This window comes from Paraburkholderia sp. SARCC-3016 (genome assembly GCF_031119615.1).
GTDB lineage: Bacteria > Pseudomonadota > Gammaproteobacteria > Burkholderiales > Burkholderiaceae > Paraburkholderia.
In genome coordinates, this window is record NZ_JAVHZD010000014.1 from 154,972 (window position 1) to 176,384 (window position 21,413).

Below are 21,413 nucleotides of genomic sequence, written 5' to 3' on the forward strand. Positions count from 1 at the left end.
TATGAATGTGTGTTCATATGTTGTTGCGTTTGTCATTGCATTTGTGATTGCGTCGTTAGTACTTTTCCGCTGTTTTTTCTTTTTCCCCTGACATTTCGCTGAGTTTGCGAGCCATGCCTGCCGCGTCCGCTGTGCCGAGCATTCCAGCCGATTCGCCGCTTTCTTCCGATGAGCGCGTGGTGCCGGTTGCCGACCTGTTCCGTCTGCTCGGCGATCCGACGCGGCTTCGCATCGTGCTCGCGTGCGCAAACGAGCCGCGCCCGGTCGGGGTGATCGCTGAATCGCTGGGGCTATCGCAGTCGCTCGTCAGCCATCATCTGCGGCTGTTGCGCGCGGCGCGCGTCGTGCGTGCCGAACGGATGGGCAAACAGGTGTTCTACGTTGCCGCGGACCGCCATATCAGCGGTATGCTCGCCGACATGCTCGAGCACGTGGCGGAACCGATCTCCGATCTTTCACGGGACGAGCAATGAAATACGCCCCCAGTTCCCGGCAGCCCGATGCGGCGCTGAACCGTCCCGAAGACTCCGCGCGCGGCGCGCATCGCCGCGACGGGACATGCGATCACACGTCGCATGAGCATGCCGCGAGCGGCGACGCCGCCCAAGGGCACGCCCATTCGCATGACGGCCATTCGCACGACCACCCGGTCCATAGCGATTCCCGCACCGATGGCCACGCATCGCACGGCTCGCACAGCCACGGCGGCGGCTCCCATAGCCACGGTCACGGCTCCCATAGCCACGGCCACCATCACCACGCCCCGGTCGAAGGCCACGGCCGCGCGTTCGCGCTCGCGGTCGCGCTGAACGTGACCATCGTCGTCGTGCAGGCGATCTACGGCGTGCTTGCGCATTCGACGGCGCTGCTCGCCGACGCCGGCCACAATCTTTCGGACGTGCTCGGCCTGCTGCTCGCCTGGGGCGCGATCCAGCTTGCGAAACGCCGCCCGTCCGCGCGCTATACGTTCGGCCTCGGCAGCTCGTCGATCCTCGCGTCGCTCGCGAACGCGGGCCTGCTGCTGTTCGCGTGCGGCGTGATCGTCGCGGAGGCGATCGAGCGCCTGTTCAATCCGGCGCCCGTCGCAGGATTCGATGTGTTCGTCGTCGCGACCGTCGGGATGATCGTCAATGGTTTTTCCGCATGGCTCTTCATGCGCGGCCAGAAGGAAGACCTGAACATCCGCGGCGCCTTCATGCACATGGTTGCGGATGCGGCGGTGTCGGCGGCCGTCGCCATTAGCGGTCTCATCATTCTCGGAACCGGCTGGAGGTGGCTCGACCCGGTGATGAGCATCGTCGTCGTCCTCGTGATCGTGTATGGCACGTGGGGGTTGCTGCGCGATTCGTTGTCGCTTGCGATGAACGCGGTGCCGCCCGGCGTCGATCTGCAGCGCATTCGCGACTATCTGGCCGCCCAGCCCGGTGTGACCGATGTGCACGACCTGCACGTATGGGCGCTTTCGACCACCGGCAATGCGCTATCCGCGCATCTCGTGATGCCGGCCGGACATCCGGGCGACCGGGCCGTCGACGGCATCGTCGCGGTGCTGCGCGACGACTTTCAGATGCATCACGCGACGCTGCAGGTCGACATGGGCACGACCGAACACCGTTGTACGCTCGATCATCCGCCGGGCGCAAAGGCTTGACGCACGGTCGCATGGCGCTTGCGCACATGTGCATTGCAGCATGCGCCACCCGACATCGGCTTCGCCTCGACGCGTGCCTCGCGTCCCGATCAACCGTCGGCGCACTGCGCGCTAGCGACGCGTCGCGCGTGAAGACGGCGGCGTACACTAGGCGGCATGCTGATTTCCGGAGGTCTGCATGGCCGCTGCCTGGTTCGACATGCCACCGGTGCTGATCGTCGGCGCGGGTCCCACGGGCCTCGCTGCGGCGATGAGCCTTGCCCGCGCGCGCATTCCGGTACGTTTGATCGACAAGGCCGCGCGTCCCGATCCGCATTCGCGCGCGATCGGCATTCAGGCGCGCACGCTCGAACTGCTCGAACAGCATCGGCTGATCGAGCCGTTTCTCGACCTCGGTCATCGCGCGCGAGCGGCGAATCTGTATTCGAACGGGCAACGGCTTGCACGGCTCGATTTCGATCCGCTGCAAACGCGTTATCCGTACATGCTGTTTCTCGATCAGTCCGTGACCGAGCGTCTCCTGACCGCGCATCTCGCAACGCTGGGCGTCGAGATCGAACGCGGCGTCGAACTTGCGATGTTCTCGCAGGGCGCGGCCGGCATCAATGCGACGCTGCAACGCTCGAACGGCCACACGGAGACGCTGCATCCGTCATACATGATCGCTGCCGACGGCGCGCACAGCGGCATCCGCCACCGGCTCGCGATGAACTTCGCGGGCAGGACGTTCGAGCAGACCTTCCTGCTTGCCGACCTGATGGCCGATACCGACTGGCCCGACGACGAGTTCCATATCTTCGCGTCGGGCGACGGGCTGGCCGCGCTTTTTCCGATGGGAAAGGGCCGCTACCGGTTGATTGCCGATCATCCCGCGCTCGACGGCGCGGCCGCCGCGGACACCGCGCATGCATCGACCGACGCGCATGCGTCGTCAACTCAGGCAGGGTCAACTCAGGCAGCGTCCCTTGAAGCAGCCGCCGCGCACGGCGCCGCGTCGCATGCGTCCGAGCACGGCGCGGCACCGACGGAATCGCACACGCCACCGCAGTCCGGCGATCCGCACCATCCGCATGCGCGGCTCGATTCATCCGGTTCGCCGGCAGGACGGTACGCGCAACACGCCGCGCCCGCGCCGACACTCGATGCATGCCGGACGCTCGCGGCGACGCGCCTTCATCACCCGCTTGCGCTAACCGATCTCAGGTGGTCCGGCTACTTCCATGTGAATAGCCGCATGGTCGAGCAGCTTCGCGTCGGCCGCGTGTTTCTGGCCGGCGACTCGGCGCACGTGCATAGCCCGGCGGGCGCGCAGGGCATGAATACCGGCATGCAGGAAGCGTTCAACCTGGGCTGGAAGATTGCGCGCGTACTGAGCGGCGGCGCGCCGGAGCGCCTGCTCGATACGTATCACCTCGAGCGTCATCCGATCGAGCGCGAAGTGCTTCGGCAATCGAGCTTCATGACGCATATGGCCGAGGCCGATCGTGGGCCGCTGAAGCTGCTGCGCGACCGCGTGATGCCGGTGCTCGCGTCGCTCGGCCCATTGCGCGACGCGGCGCGCTTGCAGATCAGCGAGCTTGCGATCCAGTACCGGCGCAGTCCGTTGACGCTCGAACGTGTGCTCGACGGCGGACCGCGTGCCGGCGAGCGCGCGCCCGATGCGCTCGTGCATGTCGTCGATGGGCCGCTTGGTCGGGCGCCGGGCACTGGTTGCGTATTCGACCTGCACGATCCGGCGTTTTTCTCGCTGTTCGTGCTGGTCGCGCCCGAGACTGCCGCCGGGGTGCCGCACGACACGCCGGAACCGGCGCTGCGCCGCAAGCCGGTGCGCGCGGCGGACATCGACCGTTTTGTCGCCGACGTCGACGCGTTGCTGCCGGGCGCCGTGCGTACCTGGCGCGTGACCGATGCGCTCGGCGAGGGCGGGCCGGCGCTTGCGGAATCGTATGGCCGCACGCGCCCGTGTTTCTACCTCGTGCGGCCCGATGGCTATGTCTGTGCGCGCGGCCGCGTGTCGTCCGACCTGCACGGTTTGCTGCGGCATTGCGAGGCCTGGTTTGCGAAGGGTGTCGAGCCGGAGCCGCCCACGCCGCTCACCTGAGCCGCGCGCGCCGAACAAAAACAAAGGCCGCCCGATGCACAGGGCGGCCTTCTCGAGGCGAGGCGGGGCGCTTGCGATGAAGCGAGCGCCTGAATGCGCTTACACGCTTACACGGCGGCCGGCGCGGCCGGCATCAGCTTCTCGCGAAAACGCGTCACCGCTTCGCGCGTGAACGCGGTCATGTCCTGCGCGCGCCCTTCGTCGATCGCGATAAACAACTGACGCCGCATGCGCGGTTCCCAGAAACGGCGAATATGATCGGCGACGCCGGCCATTGCTTCTTCGTGATCCGGCATCGACTCGAAGAAGTCGCCGATGCGGTTGGCCATGTCGATCAGGTTATTCTCGTCCATCGCTCACCTCATTTACCGGAAGTCGCGGCCAGCTCGCGCTTTCTCAGCAGATCGAGCTGCTCGCTGTTGAAGCGCGAGTAGTCCTTCTGCCATTGCGACGGCTGCTCGACCGGCATCACCTGCACCGCGGTCACCTTGTACTCCGGACAGTTGGTCGCCCAGTCCGAGCTGTCGGTCGTGATCACGTTCGCGCCCGATTCGGGGAAGTGGAACGTCGTGTAGACGACGCCCGGCTGCATCCGCTCGGTCACCTTCGCGCGCAGCACGGTCTGGCCCGAGCGCGATTCGATGCCGACCCAGTCGTCCATCTTGATGCCGCGTTCTTCTGCGTCGTGCGGATGGATCTCGAGGCGGTCCTCTTCGTGCCAGCGCGAGTTCTCGGTACGGCGCGTCTGCGCGCCGACGTTGTACTGCGACAGGATGCGGCCCGTGGTCAGGATCAGCGGATACTTCTGCGTGACCTTTTCTGGCGACGCGACGAACTTCGTGATGACGAACTTGCCCTTGCCCCGCACGAACTCGCCGATGTGCATGGTCGGCGTGCCGTTCGGCGCTTCTTCGTTGCACGGCCACTGGATGCTGCCCAACTGGTCGATCTTCGCGAACGATACGCCATGGAACGTCGGCGTGAGGCGCGCGATTTCGTCCATGATTTCGGACGGATGCGTGTAGTCCATCTCGTAGCCGAGCGCGCGGGCCAGCAGGATCGTCACTTCCCAGTCCGAATAGCCGGCGATCGGCGGCATTACCTTGCGCACGCGCGAGATGCGGCGTTCCGCGTTCGTGAACGTGCCGTCCTTTTCGAGGAAGGTCGAGCCCGGCAGCAAGACGTGCGCAAACTTCGCGGTTTCGTTCAGGAAGATGTCCTGCACGACGATGCATTCCATCGACTCCAGTGCCGCGCCGACGTGTTGCGTGTTCGGATCGGACTGGACGATGTCCTCGCCCTGGCAATACAGACCCTTGAACGTGCCGTGCAGCGCCGCATCGAACATGTTCGGAATGCGCAGACCCGGTTCCGGCTGCAGCTCGACGTTCCACGCTTCCTCGAACAGCGCGCGCGTGATCGGGTCGCTGATATGGCGGTAGCCCGGCAGTTCGTGCGGGAACGAGCCCATGTCGCATGAACCCTGCACGTTGTTCTGGCCGCGCAGCGGATTCACGCCGACGCCTTCGCGGCCGACGTTGCCGGTCGCCATCGCAAGGTTCGCGATGCCGATCACCATCGTCGAGCCTTGCGCGTGCTCGGTGACGCCGAGACCGTAGTAGATCGCCGCGTTGCCGCCGGTTGCATAGAGGCGCGCCGCTTCGCGCACCTGGTCGGCGGGCACGCCGGTCACGCTCGCCGTCGCTTCCGGCGAATTCTCCGGCAGCGAGACGAAATCGCGCCACTGCTGGAATGCGCGCGTTTCGCAGCGCTCGGCAATGAACTGCTCCTGCAACAGCCCTTCGGTGACGATCACATGCGCGAGCGCGTTGACGATCGCGACGTTGGTGCCCGGACGCAGTTGCAGGTGATACGACGCCTTCACGTGCGGCGTATCGACGATGTCGATCTTGCGCGGGTCGACCACGATCAGCTTTGCGCCTTCGCGCACGCGGCGCTTCAGGCGCGAGCCGAACACCGGGTGGCCGTCGGTCGGATTCGCGCCGATCACGACGATCACGTCGGCCTTGCCGATCGATGCGAAGGTCTGCGTGCCGGCCGATTCGCCGAGCGTCGTCTTCAGGCCGTAGCCGGTCGGCGAGTGGCACACGCGCGCGCAGGTGTCGACGTTGTTGTTGCCGAACGCGGCGCGCACGAGCTTCTGCACGAGATAAGTTTCTTCGTTCGTGCAACGCGACGACGTAATGCCGCCAATCGAGTCGCGGCCGTACTTGTCCTGAATCTGGCGGAAGCGCGTCGCGGCATACGTGAGCGCTTCGTCCCAGCTCACTTCACGCCATGGATCGGTGATCTTTTCGCGGATCATCGGCTTCGTGATGCGATCCTTGTGCGTCGCATAGCCCCATGCGAAGCGGCCCTTTACGCAGGCATGGCCTTCGTTCGCTTCGCCGTTCTTGTACGGCACCATGCGCACGACCTGGTTGCCCTTCATCTCGGCCTTGAACGAACAGCCGACGCCGCAGTATGCGCAGGTCGTGATCGCCGAATGCTCGGCCTGGCCCAGCATGACGACAGTCTTTTCCTGCAGCGTCGCGGTCGGGCACGCGGCCACGCAGGCGCCGCACGACACGCATTCCGATTCCATGAACGGCTGGTTTTCGCTTGCCGCGACGCGCGATTCGAAACCGCGACCGGCGATCGTCAGCGCGAACGTGCCTTGCGTCTCTTCGCACGCGCGCACGCAGCGGTTACAGACGATGCACTTCGACGGGTCGTACGTGAAGTACGGGTTCGACTCGTCTTTCTTGTCCTTCAGGTGGTTGTCGCCATCGAAGCCATAGCGCACTTCGCGCAGACCCGTGACGCCCGCCATGTCCTGCAGTTCGCAGTCGCCGTTGGCGGGGCAGGTCAGGCAGTCGAGCGGGTGATCGGAGATGTAGAGCTCCATCACGTTGCGACGCAGCGACTGCAGGCGGTCCGTTTGCGTGTGCACCTTCATGCCGGCTTCGACCGGCGTCGTGCACGAGGCCGGATAGCCGCGCCGGCCTTCGATTTCGACGAGGCACAGGCGGCACGAGCCGAACGGCTCGAGCGAGTCGGTCGCGCACAGTTTCGGCACGTTGACGCCGGCTTCGATCGCCGCGCGCATCACCGACGTGCCGGCCGGCACCGTGACGGATTCGCCGTCGATCTCGAGTGTGACGTCGACATCGGCGTGGCGCAGCGGCGTGCCGAAGTCGGTATCGTCGAACGGCACACGGTTAGCGGCCGCGCGTTGCATCGCCTGCGATTTGCAGCTGCAATTGCCGGAGCCGCAGCCGCCGGCGGAGGGGTTGAGCACATCGGACATGTTGGGCTCCTGGGTCAGGCCGCCGCTTTCGGCGCGGTGGTGGCGAGACCGAAGTCTTCGGGGAAATGGTCGAGCGCGGAGACGACCGGGAAGGGCGTCATGCCGCCCATCGCGCACAGCGAACCGGACACCATCGTGTCGCAGAGGTCGCGCAGCAGTTGCACCTGCTTCGTCGACGTGTCGCCGTTGCGGATCCGCTGGATCACTTCGACGCCGCGCGTCGAGCCGATCCGGCATGGCGTGCACTTGCCGCACGATTCGAGCGCGCAGAAGTGCATCGCGTATTGCGCGAGGTCCGCGAGGTTCGCGGTGTCGTCGTGAATCACGAGACCGCCGTGACCGACCACGGCGCCGACCTTCGCGTATTCCTCGTAGTCGAGCGGGATATCCCACTGGCTTTCCGGCAGATACGTGCCGAGCGGGCCGCCCACCTGTACCGCGCGCGCCGGCCGGCCGCTTGCGGTGCCGCCGCCGTAGTCGAACATCAGTTCGCGCAGCGTGCAGCCGAAGGCGAGCTCGACGAGCCCGCCCTGCTTCACATTGCCGGCGATCTGGAACGGCAGCGTGCCGCGCGAGCGGCCCATGCCGAAGTTCTTGTAGAAGGCGGCGCCCTTCGCGAAGATGATCGGCACCGTCGCGAGCGTGATCACGTTGTTGATCACGGTCGGCTTGCCGAACAGGCCCGCGAGCGCCGGCAGCGGCGGCTTGGCGCGCACGATGCCGCGCTTGCCCTCGAGCGATTCGAGCAGCGCCGTTTCCTCGCCGCACACATACGCGCCCGCGCCCTTTGCGACGAACAGTTCGAAGCGATGCTGCGAGCCGAGCACGCTGTCGCCGAGCCAGCCGGCCGCGCGCGCTTTCGCGATCGCGGCTTCGAGCGTGGCGATCGAATGCGGGTACTCGCTGCGCACATAGATATGACCGACGGTCGCGCCGGTCACGATGCCGGCGATGATCATCCCTTCGATCAGCACGTACGGATCGCTTTCCATCACGAGGCGGTCGGAGAACGTGCCCGAGTCGCCCTCGTCCGCATTGCAGACGATGTATTTCTGATCGGCCTTCGCGCCGAGCACGGTGCGCCACTTGATGCCGGCCGGGAACGCAGCGCCGCCCCGGCCGCGCAGGCCCGATTCGATCAGTGCTTCGCACGCCTTGGCGCCGTCCATCGCGAGCGCGTTTTTGAGGCCTTCGATACCGCCGTGCGCGACGTAGTCGTCGGTCGACAGCGGATCGGTGATGCCGATGCGCGCGAACGTCAGGCGCTGCTGCTTCTTCAGATACGGAATCTCTTCGACGAGGCCGACGTGGCGCGCATGCGCCTTGCCTTCGACGAAGCCCGCATCGAACAGCGACGCGACGTCGCTTGCTTCGACGTTGCCGTAGCCGACGCGGCCCGCCGGTGTGTCGACTTCGACGAGCGGCTCGAGATAGAGCAGGCCGCGCGAGCCGTTGCGGATCAGTTCGACTGCAACGCCGCGCTGGGCGGCTTCGGCGGCGATCGCGGCGGCCAGCTTGTCGGCGCCGAGCGCGAGGGCGGAAGAATCGCGGGGAACGTAGATGCGCGTCATGCCGGTTGCTCCACTTGTTTCATCGCGGCGGCGAGCAGCATGTCGAACTTCTGCGGCGTGACCTTCGCGTGCAGTTCGCCGTTGATCATCATGGCCGGCGACAGCGCGCATTGACCGAGACAGTAGACCGATTCGAGCGCCACGTTGCTATCGTCGTGCGCGTGCTTCTGCGCGTCGTGCCTGTGCGCATCGAAATGGCAGCCCGTGCGGGTTTCGATGTGCTTCGCGAGCGCCTCGGTGCCCATGCTGCGGCACGCTTCCGCGCGGCACAACTGCACCGTGACGGGCGCCGCCGGCTGCTGGCGGAAATGGTGATAGTAGGTGATCACGCCGTGCACTTCCGCGCGCGACAGATTCATCGTGCGCGCGAGCGGCGCGACGGCGGCGGGCGGCACGAAGCCGACGTCGTCCTGAATGGCGTGCAGCACGGCAACGAGCGACATGCCCGGCCGCGCGTGACGCTGCACCAGTGCTTCCGGTGCGAGAGCGGTGGCTGGTTCCACTGTGGGGGCTCCTCCAAAGTCAGATATGCACTTGTCATTCATAAAGTGTGCATCTATGCTTTGTTTGTTCAGTATGGATAGAGCGAACGATAGGCGTGTGAACGGCCTTTCGCAATAGGAACTAACGCGGCATATATGATCCGAATTGAATGTGAGGCGCAGCTAATCGTGCGTGACCAGGAAGGCCGAAGCACCAGCCTGACTGATGTCGTGCCGCTTCTGGCGCTGGTGGCGGAGACGGGCAGCATTGCGCAGGCGGCGGCCCTTAAGGGTTTGTCCTACCGTCATGCGTGGGGTTTGCTGCGCAGCATCGAAACGCATCTCGGCGGTGCGCTGATCGAAAAGGAGCGCGGACGCGGCTCGGTGCTGTCGGAACTCGGCCATGCCGTGCTGCGCGGGCAGCGTCTGTGCGGCGAGCGGCTCGACGGCAATATGGAGGCGCTCGCGAGCGAAGTAGCGAGCGAATTGAACCGGTGGCTGACGCCGCCGCGCGACGATGTGCGGATCCATGCTTCGCACGGTTACGCGGTTGCGTCGCTCGTCACGGCGCTCGTGGCGGACGACGTATCGCTCGACATCAAGTATCGCGACAGTGCGGAAGCGATCGTCGCGCTCTCGCGCGGCGAGTGCGATCTGGCCGGCTTTCATATGCCGCGAGGCGAGTTTCGCGAGGCTTTCAGCGCGAAATACCGGCAGTGGCTCGATCCGCTGCGTCACGTGCTGATTCATCTGACGCGCCGCAAGCAGGGGCTCTTTCTGGCGAAGGGCAATCCGAAGAAAATTGCCGGCCTCGCCGATCTGGCGCGCGAGGATATCCGCTTCGTTAACAGACAGCCCGGCTCGGGTACACGGATGCTGCTCGATCTCGCGTTGCGCCATATCGGCGTCGATCCGGATCGCGTCAACGGCTACGCGTCGACCGAACTCACGCACTCGGCGATCGCGGCCTTCGTCGCGAGCGGGATGGCGGACATCGGCTTCGGCGTCGAACCGGCCGCGCATCACTTCGGGCTCGACTTCGTGCCGGTCGTCGATGAAGACTATTACTTTGCATGCGAGCGCGCGCGGCTCGAACGCATGCCGCTCGCCGCAGTGGTCGCGGTGCTGCGCGGCGAAGCATTCCGGCAGCGCGTCGCGCAGCTCGATGGCTACGATCCGCAGGAGTGCGGCAAGGTGGTCGAACTCGATCAGGGACTGACGAGCAGCGCGGTGGATGCGCCGGTGTAACGGGTGGCGGCCAGTGCTGGCTAGTGTCGGCAGTGGCGGGCGGGCTCGCGGCAGCAGGCGGAAGGGCTCGCTGCCCCTGCCGCATGCGTTTTCCGTGGATCGGTCTGCGAGCGCCGCGCCAGTAAGAACGCGTAACGGTCGGATGCGACCGGAAGGTGCGCCTGGCGGCACTTTGCGCTAATCTTTACAACTTCGTATTCGACCTCGCGCGCGGTTTATATGCCGCGTTGAACCCGCCATGAAATATCTGATTCAGACCATCGTTGCCACCGCCGCGGCGGGCGCATTGCTTGCGACCGTATCGGTTGCTTTCGCACAGAATTCGCCGGGCGTTCCCGGCGGCATCCTGACGGACGATTTCCACTTCCAGGAGCATCCGCAGATGCAATTCGCCGCATCGGCGCCCTCGAAGAAGTACCAGCGCGGCGCGCCGTCGCAACTGCGCAAGCGGGGCGACAATGGCGATCCGGACGGCTGCAACCTGAAGTGTCCGGACGACCCGCAATAGGCGGTCGCACTCTGCGCGTGTCTTTGCGGGGCGTAGCTCCCGGCCGGTTTGCGTCTTTGCCCCAGGTTCGCCGGCTCACTCGCCGGCCTTGCGCAACCTGCTGAAGTGCGCCGCTGCGGTGGCGCCGGCCGGCCACAGCCTTTGGCGGCGCCTCACAATCCCATACCCGATTACGGCTTCGCGACGTGCCAAACGTCGCGGAAGTTGTCGCCGGCAGTATCGCCGGGCTTCTTGTCGTCGGCAAAGCGATACAGCGGGTGACCCTTGTAGACCCACTGCGGAACGCCGTCGGCGTTCTTGATGATCGTCCAGTCGCCCGTCGGTTTGTCGCCGGCCGCCGCTTGCGCAGCGGGCCATTTCTTCAGGCATGCGCCGCTGCAGGCACTCTGGCCGGGCGTCGTGTCCTTGTCGAACGTGTACAGCGTGTACCCCTCTGAATCGACGAGGCGGCCGTCCATTGCCTTCGGCACCTCGGCGAACGCCATTTGCGAGATTGCGGCAGCGGCGATGAGGAGAAGAGTCTTGCGCATGATGCTGCTCCTGTTTTGAACGTTGTGTGTGGAGTGTGTGCGTCGAACCGCGGCACGCGCCGGTTTGCGGCGACGTGCGGGCATTAAACGAATGGCGGCATGCGATTATTCCGGCCTCCTCCCAATATAGTTCGCAATTAGCGCGAGGCTGATACGTTGCGCATCATCTGGCAGTTGCGCGTCGGCCGTTGTGCGTCTATGGCCGGCTTCTCGATATGTGTCATTCGTTGCGTAGGGCAAGTCCGCAAATCGTTTCAGGTATTTTCGAGCGTGGTTAAATGATGTCAAGCAGCATTTTTTACGATAAAAGCGGCGCCTATGATAGATGCGGGTCGTCAATACAGACGTGTTTCTGACGAACCGAATTGATCTCAATCCATTATTGGCGAGTATTTGAAATGCAGAAAATAGATCGTAATCAGCTCATGAAATCGAGCGTGGCGGGTGGCAGCAACAAAGGCGGCAATTATCCGACGATGTTCGTCAACAATAACAACGTGATCCCAATCGTCGTGCGCCGCTAGGACTGCGCTGCACCCGGGCGATGTGAAAACGGCCCCGCGAGGGGCCGTTTTGTCTGAGTACCCGAAGCGTTCGGGTTATGTTTCACATCGCGCGCCAGAGACAGAAAACACGCGCAGAAAGGCGCGCTAGAAAATTGTGGTGGAGGCGGCGGGAATCGAACCCGCGTCCAGTAGCGCTCTACGATCAGTTCTACATGTTTAGTTCTGTCATTTGATTTAACCGCGGCGACGCGGACGAACACGCTGCGCAACGGCGATTCACTAGATTTTCGACCCGGGCGTCGTGACGCCACCAAGGCTTAACTGACGTAAATGACCTCTGGCGGTATTGCTACCGGTCTTGCGACGCTAGCCCGTCAGTGAGCCAGGCAGAGGACGGCGGCCCTTAGGCTGCCAGTGCGAACGTATCGTCGTTTGCAGTTACGTTTTTCCCATTGATTAACGAGGTGACGGGTCCTCGACATGCCCTGACCGCTTCACAACCCCTGTCGAAACCGGGTCGCCCCCACGGTAGAGAGACCCAAAACTGCGGGTCAACAGGCATTTTACAATAGCCAGGGTGTCACGTCACCGACATATCGTGAAGCCAGGTGTCGCGGCGTGCCGTCCGGCCGCTTTGCCGTCGCGCAGTACGAACCGTACCGTTTCGCTTGCCCAGACCTAGCTGATGTCGCGCAGAAGTTTCTGCAACTCGGCTGGCGATTGGACCACATGTCTTGCATGCCATTGCGTCGGCGGCAGGTCGGCGCCGCAATAGCCATATGCGGCAGCTACGGTGACCATGCCAGCGGCAAAGCCCGCTTGCACGTCGCGCAGGTCGTCGCCGATATAGACAATACGCTCCGGCTGCAGAGCGAGTTCTTTTGCCGCATGCAGCAGCGGCGCGGGGTGAGGTTTCGAATGCGGTGTCGTATCGCCGCTGACCACGCAGCCCGCGCGCGTGTCGAGTCCGAGCTGCGCGACGAGCGGCTCCGTGAGCCGGGTCACCTTGTTCGTTACGATGCCCCAGCGGATGCCTCGTTCGTCAAGTTCGTCGAGCAGCTCGCCGATGCCGGGGAAAAGCGTCGTTTCGATGCAGAGATCGGCTTCGTAGTTCGCGAGAAACTCTTCGCGCATCGAGGCGAATTCGTGATCCGCCGGGCCGACGCCAAATCCGCCCGCCAGCAGGCCGCGCGCACCGGCCGACGCGAGCGGCCGCAACTGGTCGAGCGGCACCATCTCGAGCCCGCGATCGACGCGCATCTTGTTGACCGCGGCAGCGAGATCGGGGGCGGTGTCGGCGAGGGTGCCGTCGAGATCGAACAGAATGCCCTGGCAAAGACCGAGCGACGTCTCGTCGTCTTCACGCTGCGGCAGAGGAGTGGGATCGCTCATGAAAGTGCAGGGCAGAGGTTGATCAGGCGTCGCGGCGGCAGGCAAGCATATAGTTGACGCTCGTGTCCGCGGAGAGCGCGAAGCGCTTGCCGATCGGATGATAAACGACGCCCTTGATTTCGGCCGTGGTCAGGCCGGCAGCGCGCACGAAGCCGGCGAGTTCGGACGGGCGGATGAAGCGCGCATAGTCGTGCGTGCCTCTTGGCAGCATTCGCGCGATGTATTCTGCACCGATGACCGCGAACAGATACGACTTTACGTTGCGGTTCAGCGTCGAGAAGAACACCCAGCCGCCGGGCTTCACGAGCGTCTTGCAGGCCGCGACGATTTGCGCGGGGTCAGGAACATGCTCGAGCATTTCCATGCAAGTCACCACGTCGAAACTCGCCGGATCGCGTGCAGCCAGCGTCTCCGCGGCGATCTCTTCGTATTCGACGGCAACGCCGCTTTCGAGGCTATGCAGGTCGGCGACGCCCAGCGCTTCGTGCGACAGATCGATGCCTTTCACCGACGCACCGAGCCCGGCCATCGATTCGGACAGAATGCCGCCGCCACAGCCGATGTCGAGCACGCGCTTGCCCGCGAGACGCGCGTGCCGGTCGATCCAGTCGAGCCGCACCGGGTTCAGTTCATGGAGCGGTTTGAATTCGGCGTTGGGGTCCCACCACCGGTGCGCGAGATCGCTGAATTTCTGCAGTTCGTGGGGATCGGCATTGGTCATGTTCATGCGGCCTTGATGGCGGATGAGCAGGGCAACGAGGTCGAGCCCTGAGTATACAGGTCACCGCAAGGTGCCGCAAAAGCCCGTCGAGCGTGTTGGCCGCGCGTGCCGGCGGCCATGCACCTACGAGCGAACTTCTGCTGGGTAGCGGTGAGCAGCGAGGTCGATAAAAAAAGCCCCGCCGTGGCGGGGCTTCGATGCTGCGGTAATTTGACGCTTACTGCTTCGCGGTACCGACCACTTCGACTTCCACGCGGCGATCCGGTGCGAGGCAGGCGATCAATTGCTTGCGGTTCTTCTGGTTGCAACCGTGCGTGACCGGGTCGCGCTTGCCCTTGCCTTCCGTGTAGATACGGTTGGCCTCGATGCCCTTGCTGACGAGGTATGCCTTCACAGCTTGAGCACGACGCAGCGACAGACGATCGTTGTACTTGTCGGAACCGATGCGGTCGGTGTAGCCCGTTGCAACGACCACTTCGAGGTTCAGGCCCTGGATCTTCGCTGCGAGGTCGTCCAGCTTTTCCTTGCCGGCCGGCTTCAGGACAGCCTTGTCGAAGTCGAACAGCGTGTCGGCCTGATACGTAATCTTCTGGCTCGTAATAGCCGGAGCGACCGGCGGCGGCGGTGCCGGCGGGGTCGGAGCCTGTGCGACGAGTGCGCCGTCGCACTTTGCGTTAGCCGTTGCCGGCGTCCAGAACGCGTCGCGCCAGCAAAGCTCGTTCGTGCCGTTCATCCACACGTATTCGCCGGTGCCGTTCACCCAGTTATCGTTAACTGCCTGTCGCGAGGCCGGCACCGATTGCGCCGACGCCGATGCAGCCATTACCGCGGTAGCTGCAATGAACGCGAGCTTTGAAAGTTTATTCATATTTCTCCTCTCGAAATTGAGATTACCGCAGGTTTACTGCGAGCCTGTTGACTGTAGACACGTCATACATTGCTCGGAGTATAACATTGGTGCGGAACAAAAGACGCGCTGTATAGACTTCGAGCAGTGTCTAACTTTGTGCGTTGGCATTTTGCCATATCGTTCCCTTCCGACGATAAAAAAATCCCTCCCCTATATCCAGCCCCGTTCGAATGTGGTGCATGCGCAACAGAAGCGGCGCAGGGGCTCGCGAGGCAGCAAAGCGGAGCAGGAAACGGGCCCGAACGCGGGCCGGAACGCACTGCAAATGGGGCGCCAGGACCCGCTCGCCGGTGGTCTGCTAATAGGTATACAGAGAGGCCCATGCAGGTCGGCAGGCGCGAATGCGCCGCATGATAGAATCGCGAGATGCGCTGAGATCGCAGCGCCGCCGTGGTGCGCAATCTTTCGGCTTCATTTCGGGAACCTTTTCCAAACGTCATCAGCTGGCTGTCGGCCGCACGTTTCGAGGCGCCGCAGCACGCGAACGTCGGCGAAGGTCAGCGGACTTTACCGCCAGCCGAACCACTGCACCGCAAGTAAACGAAACGGACAATGGATCAATTCGCCAAAGAGACTCTGCCAATCTCCCTAGAGGAGGAAATGCGCCGCTCGTATATCGAGTACGCCATGAGCGTGATCGTGGGGCGCGCACTTCCCGATGTCCGCGACGGACTGAAGCCCGTGCATCGCCGGGTGCTTTATGCGATGCACGAGCTGAACAACGACTGGAACCGGGCTTACAAGAAGTCGGCGCGTATCGTGGGCGACGTCATAGGTAAATATCACCCGCACGGCGATACCGCGGTCTACGACACCATCGTCCGCATGGCGCAGGATTTCTCGCTGCGCTACATGCTCGTCGACGGGCAGGGCAATTTCGGTTCGGTCGACGGCGACAACGCCGCGGCGATGCGGTACACCGAAATCCGCATGGCCAAAATCGGCCATGAACTGCTCGCCGACATCGACAAGGAAACCGTCGATTTCCAGCCGAACTACGACGGCAGCGAAAACGAGCCGGCCATTCTGCCGGCGCGCATTCCGAACCTGCTGATCAACGGCTCGTCCGGCATCGCGGTCGGCATGGCCACCAACATCCCGCCGCACAATCTCAATGAAATCGTCGATGCGTGCCAGCATCTGCTGAAAAATCCGGAAGCGACGATCGACGAGCTCATCGAGATCGTGCCGGCGCCGGATTTCCCGACGGCCGGCATCATCTACGGCGTCGCCGGCGTGCGCGACGGTTATCGCACGGGGCGCGGCCGCGTCGTCATGCGCGCGCTCACGCACTTCGAGGAAATCGATCGCGGCCAGCGCATGGCGATCATCGTCGACGAGCTGCCGTACCAGGTGAACAAGCGCTCGTTGCTCGAGCGCATCGCCGAACTCGTCAACGAGAAGAAGCTCGAAGGCATTTCGGACATTCGCGACGAATCCGACAAGAGCGGCATGCGCGTCGTGATCGAGCTCAAGCGCGGCGAAGTGCCCGAGGTGATCCTCAATAACCTATACAAGGCGACGCAGCTGCAGGACACGTTCGGCATGAACATGGTCGCGCTCGTCGACGGCCAGCCGAAGCTGCTGAACCTGAAGGAAATGCTCACGCATTTCCTGTCGCATCGCCGCGAAGTGCTGACGCGGCGCACGATCTACGAACTGCGCAAGGCGCGTGAACGCGGCCACGTACTCGAAGGTCTGGCGGTCGCGCTCGCGAACATCGACGAATTCATCAACATCATCAAGGCCGCGCCGACGCCGCCGATCGCGAAGCAGGAGCTGATGGCCCGCTCGTGGGACTCGTCGCTCGTGCGCGAAATGCTGCAGCGTGCGGAAACCGAAAACGCGGCAGCCGGCGGCCGCGAGGCATACCGTCCGGAAGGGCTCAATCCGTCGTTCGGCATGCAGACCGACGGACTCTACCGGCTGTCGGACACGCAGGCTCAGGAAATCCTGCAGATGCGCCTGCAACGCCTGACGGGTCTCGAGCAGGACAAGATCATTGGCGAGTATCGCGAGGTGATGGCGCAGATCGCCGACCTGCTCGACATCCTCGCGAAGCCCGAGCGCATTGCTTCGATCATCCTCGACGAACTGACCTCGATCAAGAGCGAATTTGGCGATGAACGCCGCTCGAAGATCGAGATGAACGCCACCGAGCTGAACACCGAAGATCTGATCACGCCGCAAGACATGGTCGTGACGATGTCGCACGCCGGCTACGTGAAATCGCAGCCGTTGTCCGAATATCGGGCCCAGAAGCGCGGAGGTCGCGGCAAACAGGCGACGTCGATGAAGGAAGACGACTGGATCGACTCGCTCTTCATCGCGAACACGCACGACCACATCCTGTGCTTCTCGAACCGCGGCCGCGTCTACTGGGTGAAGGTCTACGAAGTGCCGCAGGGCTCGCGCAATTCGCGCGGCCGGCCGATCGTCAACATGTTCCCGCTGCAGGAAGGCGAGAAGATCACAGTGGTGCTGCCGGTCAAGGAGTTTTCGGCCGACAAGTATGTGTTCATGGCCACGGCGCTCGGCACGGTCAAGAAAACGCCGCTCGAGCAGTTCAGCCGGCCGCTGCGCAAGGGTATTATCGCGGTCGGCCTCGACGACGGCGACTACCTGATCGGCGCGGCCATCACGGACGGCGAGCACGACGTCATGCTGTTCTCCGATTCGGGCAAGGCGGTGCGCTTCGATGAAAACGACGTCCGGCCGATGGGCCGCGAAGCGCGCGGCGTACGCGGCATGCAACTCGACGACGGCCAGCAGGTCATAGCCCTGCTCGTTGCCGGCGACGAAAAGCAGTCGGTGCTGACCGCAACGCGGAACGGCTATGGCAAGCGCACGCCGATCACCGAGTACACGCGCCACGGGCGCGGCACGAAGGGCATGATCGCGATCCAGACGTCGGAGCGTAACGGCAAGGTGGTCGCCGCGACGCTGGTCGATCCGGAAGCGCAGATCATGCTGATCACCGATACCGGCGTGCTGATCCGCACGCGCGTGTCGGAGATCCGTGAAATGGGTCGCGCGACGCAAGGTGTTACACTCATCAGCCTTGATGAAGGCACGAAGCTCTCCGGTCTGCAGCATATCGCCGAGGCGGAAGCCGACGTGGACGGCGACATTGACGGTACGACGAAAAGTCGGGAGGCCAAGCGGTCTTAGGAAGACAAAACATTCTACCAACTCCTTGGCTCACAGAACGACATGGCTACGATCCGACTTTAATCGCGAAGCCGGGCGGCGGAACCGCACTGCGAAGTTGCGCCGCAGTGCCACGCTGCAAGCGGATGCCCCGGTCTGATCTGCACTGATGCTTTCCTCGTAACGAGTATGAACCGCACGGGCGTGAGCCCGCGCATCGGATGGGCCGATGCGCGGTCCGCGCGGCGGGCATGTAACCCATTTCTTCCAGGAGTAGTGATGCAAAAACGATTCAAACTGTGGATGATGCTGGCCGCTTTCGTGCCGACCTTCGCGATGGCCCAGGCGCTGCAGAATCAGCAGCCGGCCGCGCCCGGCGCCGCCGCTCCCGCAGCGCCGGCAGCTGCGCCGATCGATCCGGCCAAGCAGGCCGCGATCAAGAACCTGCTTGACGCAATCGACGCGCAAAAGCTCGTCGGCGCGATCGGCAACAGTGCGCAGATGCAGGCAAAGCAGCTCGTGCCGGCGATCCTGTCGGATGCGCTGTCCGAAAACAAGACGATGACGGACAAGCAGAAGCAGGCATCGGTACCGACGCTGCAAAAGAACGCCGTGCCGAAGCTCGTCGATTCCGCGGGCCAGGTGTTCGCGACCGACTCGTTCCGTCAGGACGCAATGCAGGCGCAGTACGACGCGTACGCGAAGTACTACTCGACCGCGGAAATCAACGACCTGACCGCGTTTTACAAGAGCCCGACGGGCCGCAAGTTCATCCAGGTGCAAGACCAGGTGGGCCGCGACGTCGTGAACGGCCTGATGCAGAAGTACATGCCGCAATCGATCAAGGCAACGCGCGATCAGGCGGACAAGGAAGTCGCATCGGTCGCCACGGCCAAGCCGGGCGCCAAGTAAGCCGTAAGCTCGGCTGAAGTCGGGCCGCCGGCATGGCGGGTTCCCGGCGTCGATGCGATAATGGCCGTTTGCGCGAGCGCGCAGACGGCCATTCTCTTTTTGGGCGCAAATCCGGTCTTTTTTTGCTCCGCGCGCCCGCTTCCGGAACTCTCACGATGCGCGTCTTCAATTTCTCCGCCGGCCCCGCCGCCTTGCCCGAAGAAGTGCTGCGTCAAGCGGCCGACGAAATGCTCGACTGGCACGGCAGCGGCATGAGCGTGATGGAAATGAGCCATCGCGGCAAAGAGTTCATGTCGATCCACGAAGAGGCGCTTGCCGACCTGCGCGACTTGCTTGCGATTCCGTCGAGCCATCAGATCCTGTTCCTGCAGGGCGGCGGAATCGGCGAAAACGCGATCGTGCCGATGAATCTGTTCGGCACGAAGCCGCGCGCCGATTTCGTCGTGACCGGTTCGTGGTCGCAAAAGTCGCTCAACGAAGCGAAGAAGTACGGCAGCGCGCACCTCGCCGCGAGCGGTCAGACGGCCGATGGTTACACGCGCGCGCCCGCCCGCGCCGAATGGCAGCTGTCCGACGATCCCGCTTACGTGCATCTGTGCACGAACGAAACGATTCACGGCGTCGAAACGTTCGACATCCCCGATCTCGGCGACATCCCGCTCGTCGCCGATGCGTCGTCGCACATCCTGTCGCGCCCGATGGACGTCGCGAAATACGGCGTGCTGTTCGGCGGCGCGCAGAAGAATATCGGCATCGCGGGCGTGACGGTCGTGATCGTCCGCGAAGACCTGCTCGATCGCGCGATGCCGATCTGTCCGTCGGCGTTCGAATGGAAGACCGTCGCGCTCAACAATTCGATGTACAACACGCCGCCGACCTACGCGATCTATATCGCGGGGCTCGTATTCAAGTGGCTGAAAAAGCTCGGCGGCCTGAGCACGATCGAGGCGCGCAACGTCGAAAAAGCGAAGCTGCTGTACGACACGATCGACACGAGCAGCTTCTATCTGAACAAGGTCGAACACGGCGCGCGGTCGCGGATGAACGTACCGTTCTTCCTCGCCGACGAATCGCGCAACGAAGCATTTCTGGCCGGCGCGAAGGCGCGCGGGCTCCTGCAGCTGAAGGGCCACAAGTCCGTCGGCGGAATGCGGGCGTCGATCTACAACGCGGTGCCGCTCGAAGGCGTCAAGGCGCTGGTCGAGTACATGAAAGAGTTTGAACGGAAGAGCGCGTGACCGAAAATCGGGTTTTCGCGCACGCATGGGACGATACAGCCGTGGCAAGTCACTAGCATGGACGACGAACTTAATTCACGACTCAAACCGCTGCGTGAGCGCATCGATGCGCTCGACGCGCAGCTGATCGCGCTGCTCAATCAGCGCGCGGCAGTCGCGCTCGAAGTGGGCGAGGTCAAGAAGCATTTCAACGCACCGGTGTTCCGCCCGGAGCGCGAGCAGCAGGTGATCGCGCGGCTGCAGGAGATGAGCGACGGCCCGCTCGGCGGCGATCACATCAGCGCGATCTGGCGCGAGATCATGGCCGCGAGCCGCGCGCTCGAAAAGAACATTCAGGTCGCGTTTCTGGGCCCGATCGGCACCTATAGCGAACAGGCGATGCACGCGTACTTCGGTCAGTCGATCGAAGGGCTTGCGTGTCCGTCGATCGACGAAGTGTTCCGCTCGGTCGAAGCCGGCGCCGCGGAATTCGGCGTCGTGCCGATCGAGAATTCGACCGAAGGCGCGGTGTCGCGCACGCTCGATCTGCTGCTCGAAACGCAGTTGCTGATCGGCGGCGAACTGGCGCTGCCGATTCACCACAATCTGATGACACTAAGCGGCGATCTGACCGGCATCAAACGCGTATGCGCGCATCCGCAGGCGCTTGCGCAATGTCAACGCTGGCTGTCCACCCATGCGCCGCATCTCGAGCGCCAGGCCGTGTCGAGCAACGCGGAAGGCGCACGGCTCGCGGCGGCGGACCCGACCGTCGCCGCGATCGCCGGCGACCGCGCGGCCACGCAATACGGCCTGCAGATCGCGTACTCGCTGATCCAGGACGACCCGCACAACCGTACCCGCTTCGTGATGATCGGCAAAGCGCCGTCCGGGGCGAGCGGCTACGACAAGACATCGCTGATCGTATCGGTGGCGAATGAGCCGGGCGCGATGTTCAAGCTGCTCGAGCCGCTCGCGCGTCACGGCGTCTCGATGACGCGATTCGAGTCGCGTCCGGCGCGCGTCGGCACGTGGGAGTACTACTTCTATATCGATCTCGAAGGCCATCGCGACGATCCGTCGGTGTCGGCGGCGCTCGTCGAGCTCGATCAGAAAGCGGCGTTCCTCAAAATTCTGGGCTCGTATCCGCGCGCACGTTAAACGGCTCACGCTTCGCGCGCCGCTGTATCGGCAGCGCATCTGC

General features: G+C 63.8%; 17 protein-coding genes and 1 other RNA gene. 9 read left to right on the plus strand and 9 right to left on the minus strand.

Features of this window, described 5'->3' with window-relative positions:
- Positions 1–113 precede the first annotated feature (113 nt).
- The 3 genes from QYH69_RS16090 to QYH69_RS16100 all read left to right on the plus strand — a co-directional run bounded on the left by QYH69_RS16090 (position 114) and on the right by QYH69_RS16100 (position 3,752).
- Positions 114–473, plus strand: coding sequence for a metalloregulator ArsR/SmtB family transcription factor (locus tag QYH69_RS16090; protein WP_308832849.1), 360 nt, complete (start codon positions 114–116; stop codon positions 471–473).
- On the plus strand, positions 470–1,651 hold the full coding sequence (locus tag QYH69_RS16095) for a cation diffusion facilitator family transporter (protein WP_308832850.1): 1,182 nt from the start codon (positions 470–472) through the stop codon (positions 1,649–1,651). Before QYH69_RS16090 ends, QYH69_RS16095 begins: the two co-directional genes overlap by 4 nt.
- Before the next feature lie 178 nt (positions 1,652–1,829).
- Positions 1,830–3,752, plus strand: a complete 1,923-nt coding sequence (locus QYH69_RS16100) for an FAD-dependent monooxygenase (protein WP_308832851.1) — start codon at positions 1,830–1,832, stop codon at positions 3,750–3,752.
- Between the two features lie 107 nt (positions 3,753–3,859).
- On the opposite strand, the gene QYH69_RS16105 is transcribed toward QYH69_RS16100, so the two are convergent.
- Genes QYH69_RS16105 through QYH69_RS16120 form a run of 4 tightly spaced genes read right to left on the minus strand, consistent with a single transcriptional unit; the run spans position 3,860 to position 9,178 of the window.
- Positions 3,860–4,105 carry a formate dehydrogenase subunit delta gene (locus QYH69_RS16105; protein ID WP_075157828.1) on the minus strand — a complete coding sequence of 82 codons (246 nt, stop codon included), beginning with the start codon at positions 4,103–4,105 and terminating at the stop codon, positions 3,860–3,862.
- Positions 4,106–4,113: 8 nt separating this feature from the next.
- Complete coding sequence (gene fdhF / locus QYH69_RS16110) at positions 4,114–7,062, minus strand: formate dehydrogenase subunit alpha (protein ID WP_075157827.1); 2,949 nt, start codon at positions 7,060–7,062, stop codon at positions 4,114–4,116.
- Positions 7,063–7,076: 14 nt separating this feature from the next.
- A complete protein-coding gene (locus QYH69_RS16115) occupies positions 7,077–8,633 on the minus strand; it encodes an NADH-ubiquinone oxidoreductase-F iron-sulfur binding region domain-containing protein (protein WP_308832852.1) in 1,557 nt (518 codons plus the stop codon).
- Complete coding sequence (locus QYH69_RS16120) at positions 8,630–9,178, minus strand: NAD(P)H-dependent oxidoreductase subunit E (protein WP_374992425.1); 549 nt, start codon at positions 9,176–9,178, stop codon at positions 8,630–8,632. The genes QYH69_RS16115 and QYH69_RS16120 overlap by 4 nt, the downstream gene beginning before the upstream one ends.
- Positions 9,179–9,271: 93 nt before the next feature.
- Between QYH69_RS16120 and QYH69_RS16125 the strand changes: the two genes are divergently transcribed.
- Positions 9,272–10,363 (plus strand): substrate-binding domain-containing protein, encoded by a 1,092-nt coding sequence (locus QYH69_RS16125; protein WP_308832854.1) that lies wholly within the window; start codon positions 9,272–9,274, stop codon positions 10,361–10,363.
- Between the two features lie 238 nt (positions 10,364–10,601).
- On the plus strand, positions 10,602–10,871 hold the full coding sequence (locus tag QYH69_RS16130; protein WP_075157823.1) for a hypothetical protein: 270 nt from the start codon (positions 10,602–10,604) through the stop codon (positions 10,869–10,871).
- 170 nt (positions 10,872–11,041) lie between these two features.
- Here QYH69_RS16130 and QYH69_RS16135 read toward each other — a convergent pair whose 3' ends face one another.
- The 5 genes from QYH69_RS16135 to ompA all read right to left on the minus strand — a co-directional run bounded on the left by QYH69_RS16135 (position 11,042) and on the right by ompA (position 14,888).
- Positions 11,042–11,401: a hypothetical protein gene (locus QYH69_RS16135; RefSeq protein ID WP_308832855.1), complete on the minus strand. Its 360-nt coding sequence runs from the start codon at positions 11,399–11,401 to the stop codon at positions 11,042–11,044.
- Positions 11,402–12,062: 661 nt separating this feature from the next.
- Positions 12,063–12,432: a transfer-messenger RNA gene (gene ssrA / locus QYH69_RS16140) on the minus strand.
- 153 nt (positions 12,433–12,585) lie between these two features.
- Positions 12,586–13,299: an HAD-IA family hydrolase gene (locus tag QYH69_RS16145; RefSeq protein ID WP_308832856.1), complete on the minus strand. Its 714-nt coding sequence runs from the start codon at positions 13,297–13,299 to the stop codon at positions 12,586–12,588.
- A gap of 22 nt (positions 13,300–13,321) precedes the next feature.
- Positions 13,322–14,020, minus strand: coding sequence for a bifunctional 2-polyprenyl-6-hydroxyphenol methylase/3-demethylubiquinol 3-O-methyltransferase UbiG (gene ubiG / locus QYH69_RS16150; RefSeq protein ID WP_308832884.1), 699 nt, complete (start codon positions 14,018–14,020; stop codon positions 13,322–13,324).
- A 217-nt stretch (positions 14,021–14,237) separates the two neighbouring features.
- Complete coding sequence (gene ompA / locus QYH69_RS16155; protein WP_308832857.1) at positions 14,238–14,888, minus strand: outer membrane protein OmpA; 651 nt, start codon at positions 14,886–14,888, stop codon at positions 14,238–14,240.
- A gap of 594 nt (positions 14,889–15,482) precedes the next feature.
- Between ompA and gyrA the strand changes: the two genes are divergently transcribed.
- The 4 genes from gyrA to pheA all read left to right on the plus strand — a co-directional run bounded on the left by gyrA (position 15,483) and on the right by pheA (position 21,370).
- Positions 15,483–18,101: a DNA gyrase subunit A gene (gyrA, locus tag QYH69_RS16160; protein WP_308832858.1), complete on the plus strand. Its 2,619-nt coding sequence runs from the start codon at positions 15,483–15,485 to the stop codon at positions 18,099–18,101.
- A gap of 258 nt (positions 18,102–18,359) precedes the next feature.
- Positions 18,360–18,992 carry a DUF2059 domain-containing protein gene (locus QYH69_RS16165; protein ID WP_308832859.1) on the plus strand — a complete coding sequence of 211 codons (633 nt, stop codon included), beginning with the start codon at positions 18,360–18,362 and terminating at the stop codon, positions 18,990–18,992.
- Between the two features lie 155 nt (positions 18,993–19,147).
- Entirely contained in the window at positions 19,148–20,230 is a 1,083-nt protein-coding gene (serC, locus tag QYH69_RS16170; protein ID WP_308832860.1) for a 3-phosphoserine/phosphohydroxythreonine transaminase, read from the plus strand.
- A 57-nt stretch (positions 20,231–20,287) separates the two neighbouring features.
- Positions 20,288–21,370, plus strand: a complete 1,083-nt coding sequence (gene pheA, locus QYH69_RS16175; protein ID WP_308832861.1) for a prephenate dehydratase — start codon at positions 20,288–20,290, stop codon at positions 21,368–21,370.
- Positions 21,371–21,413 lie beyond the last annotated feature (43 nt).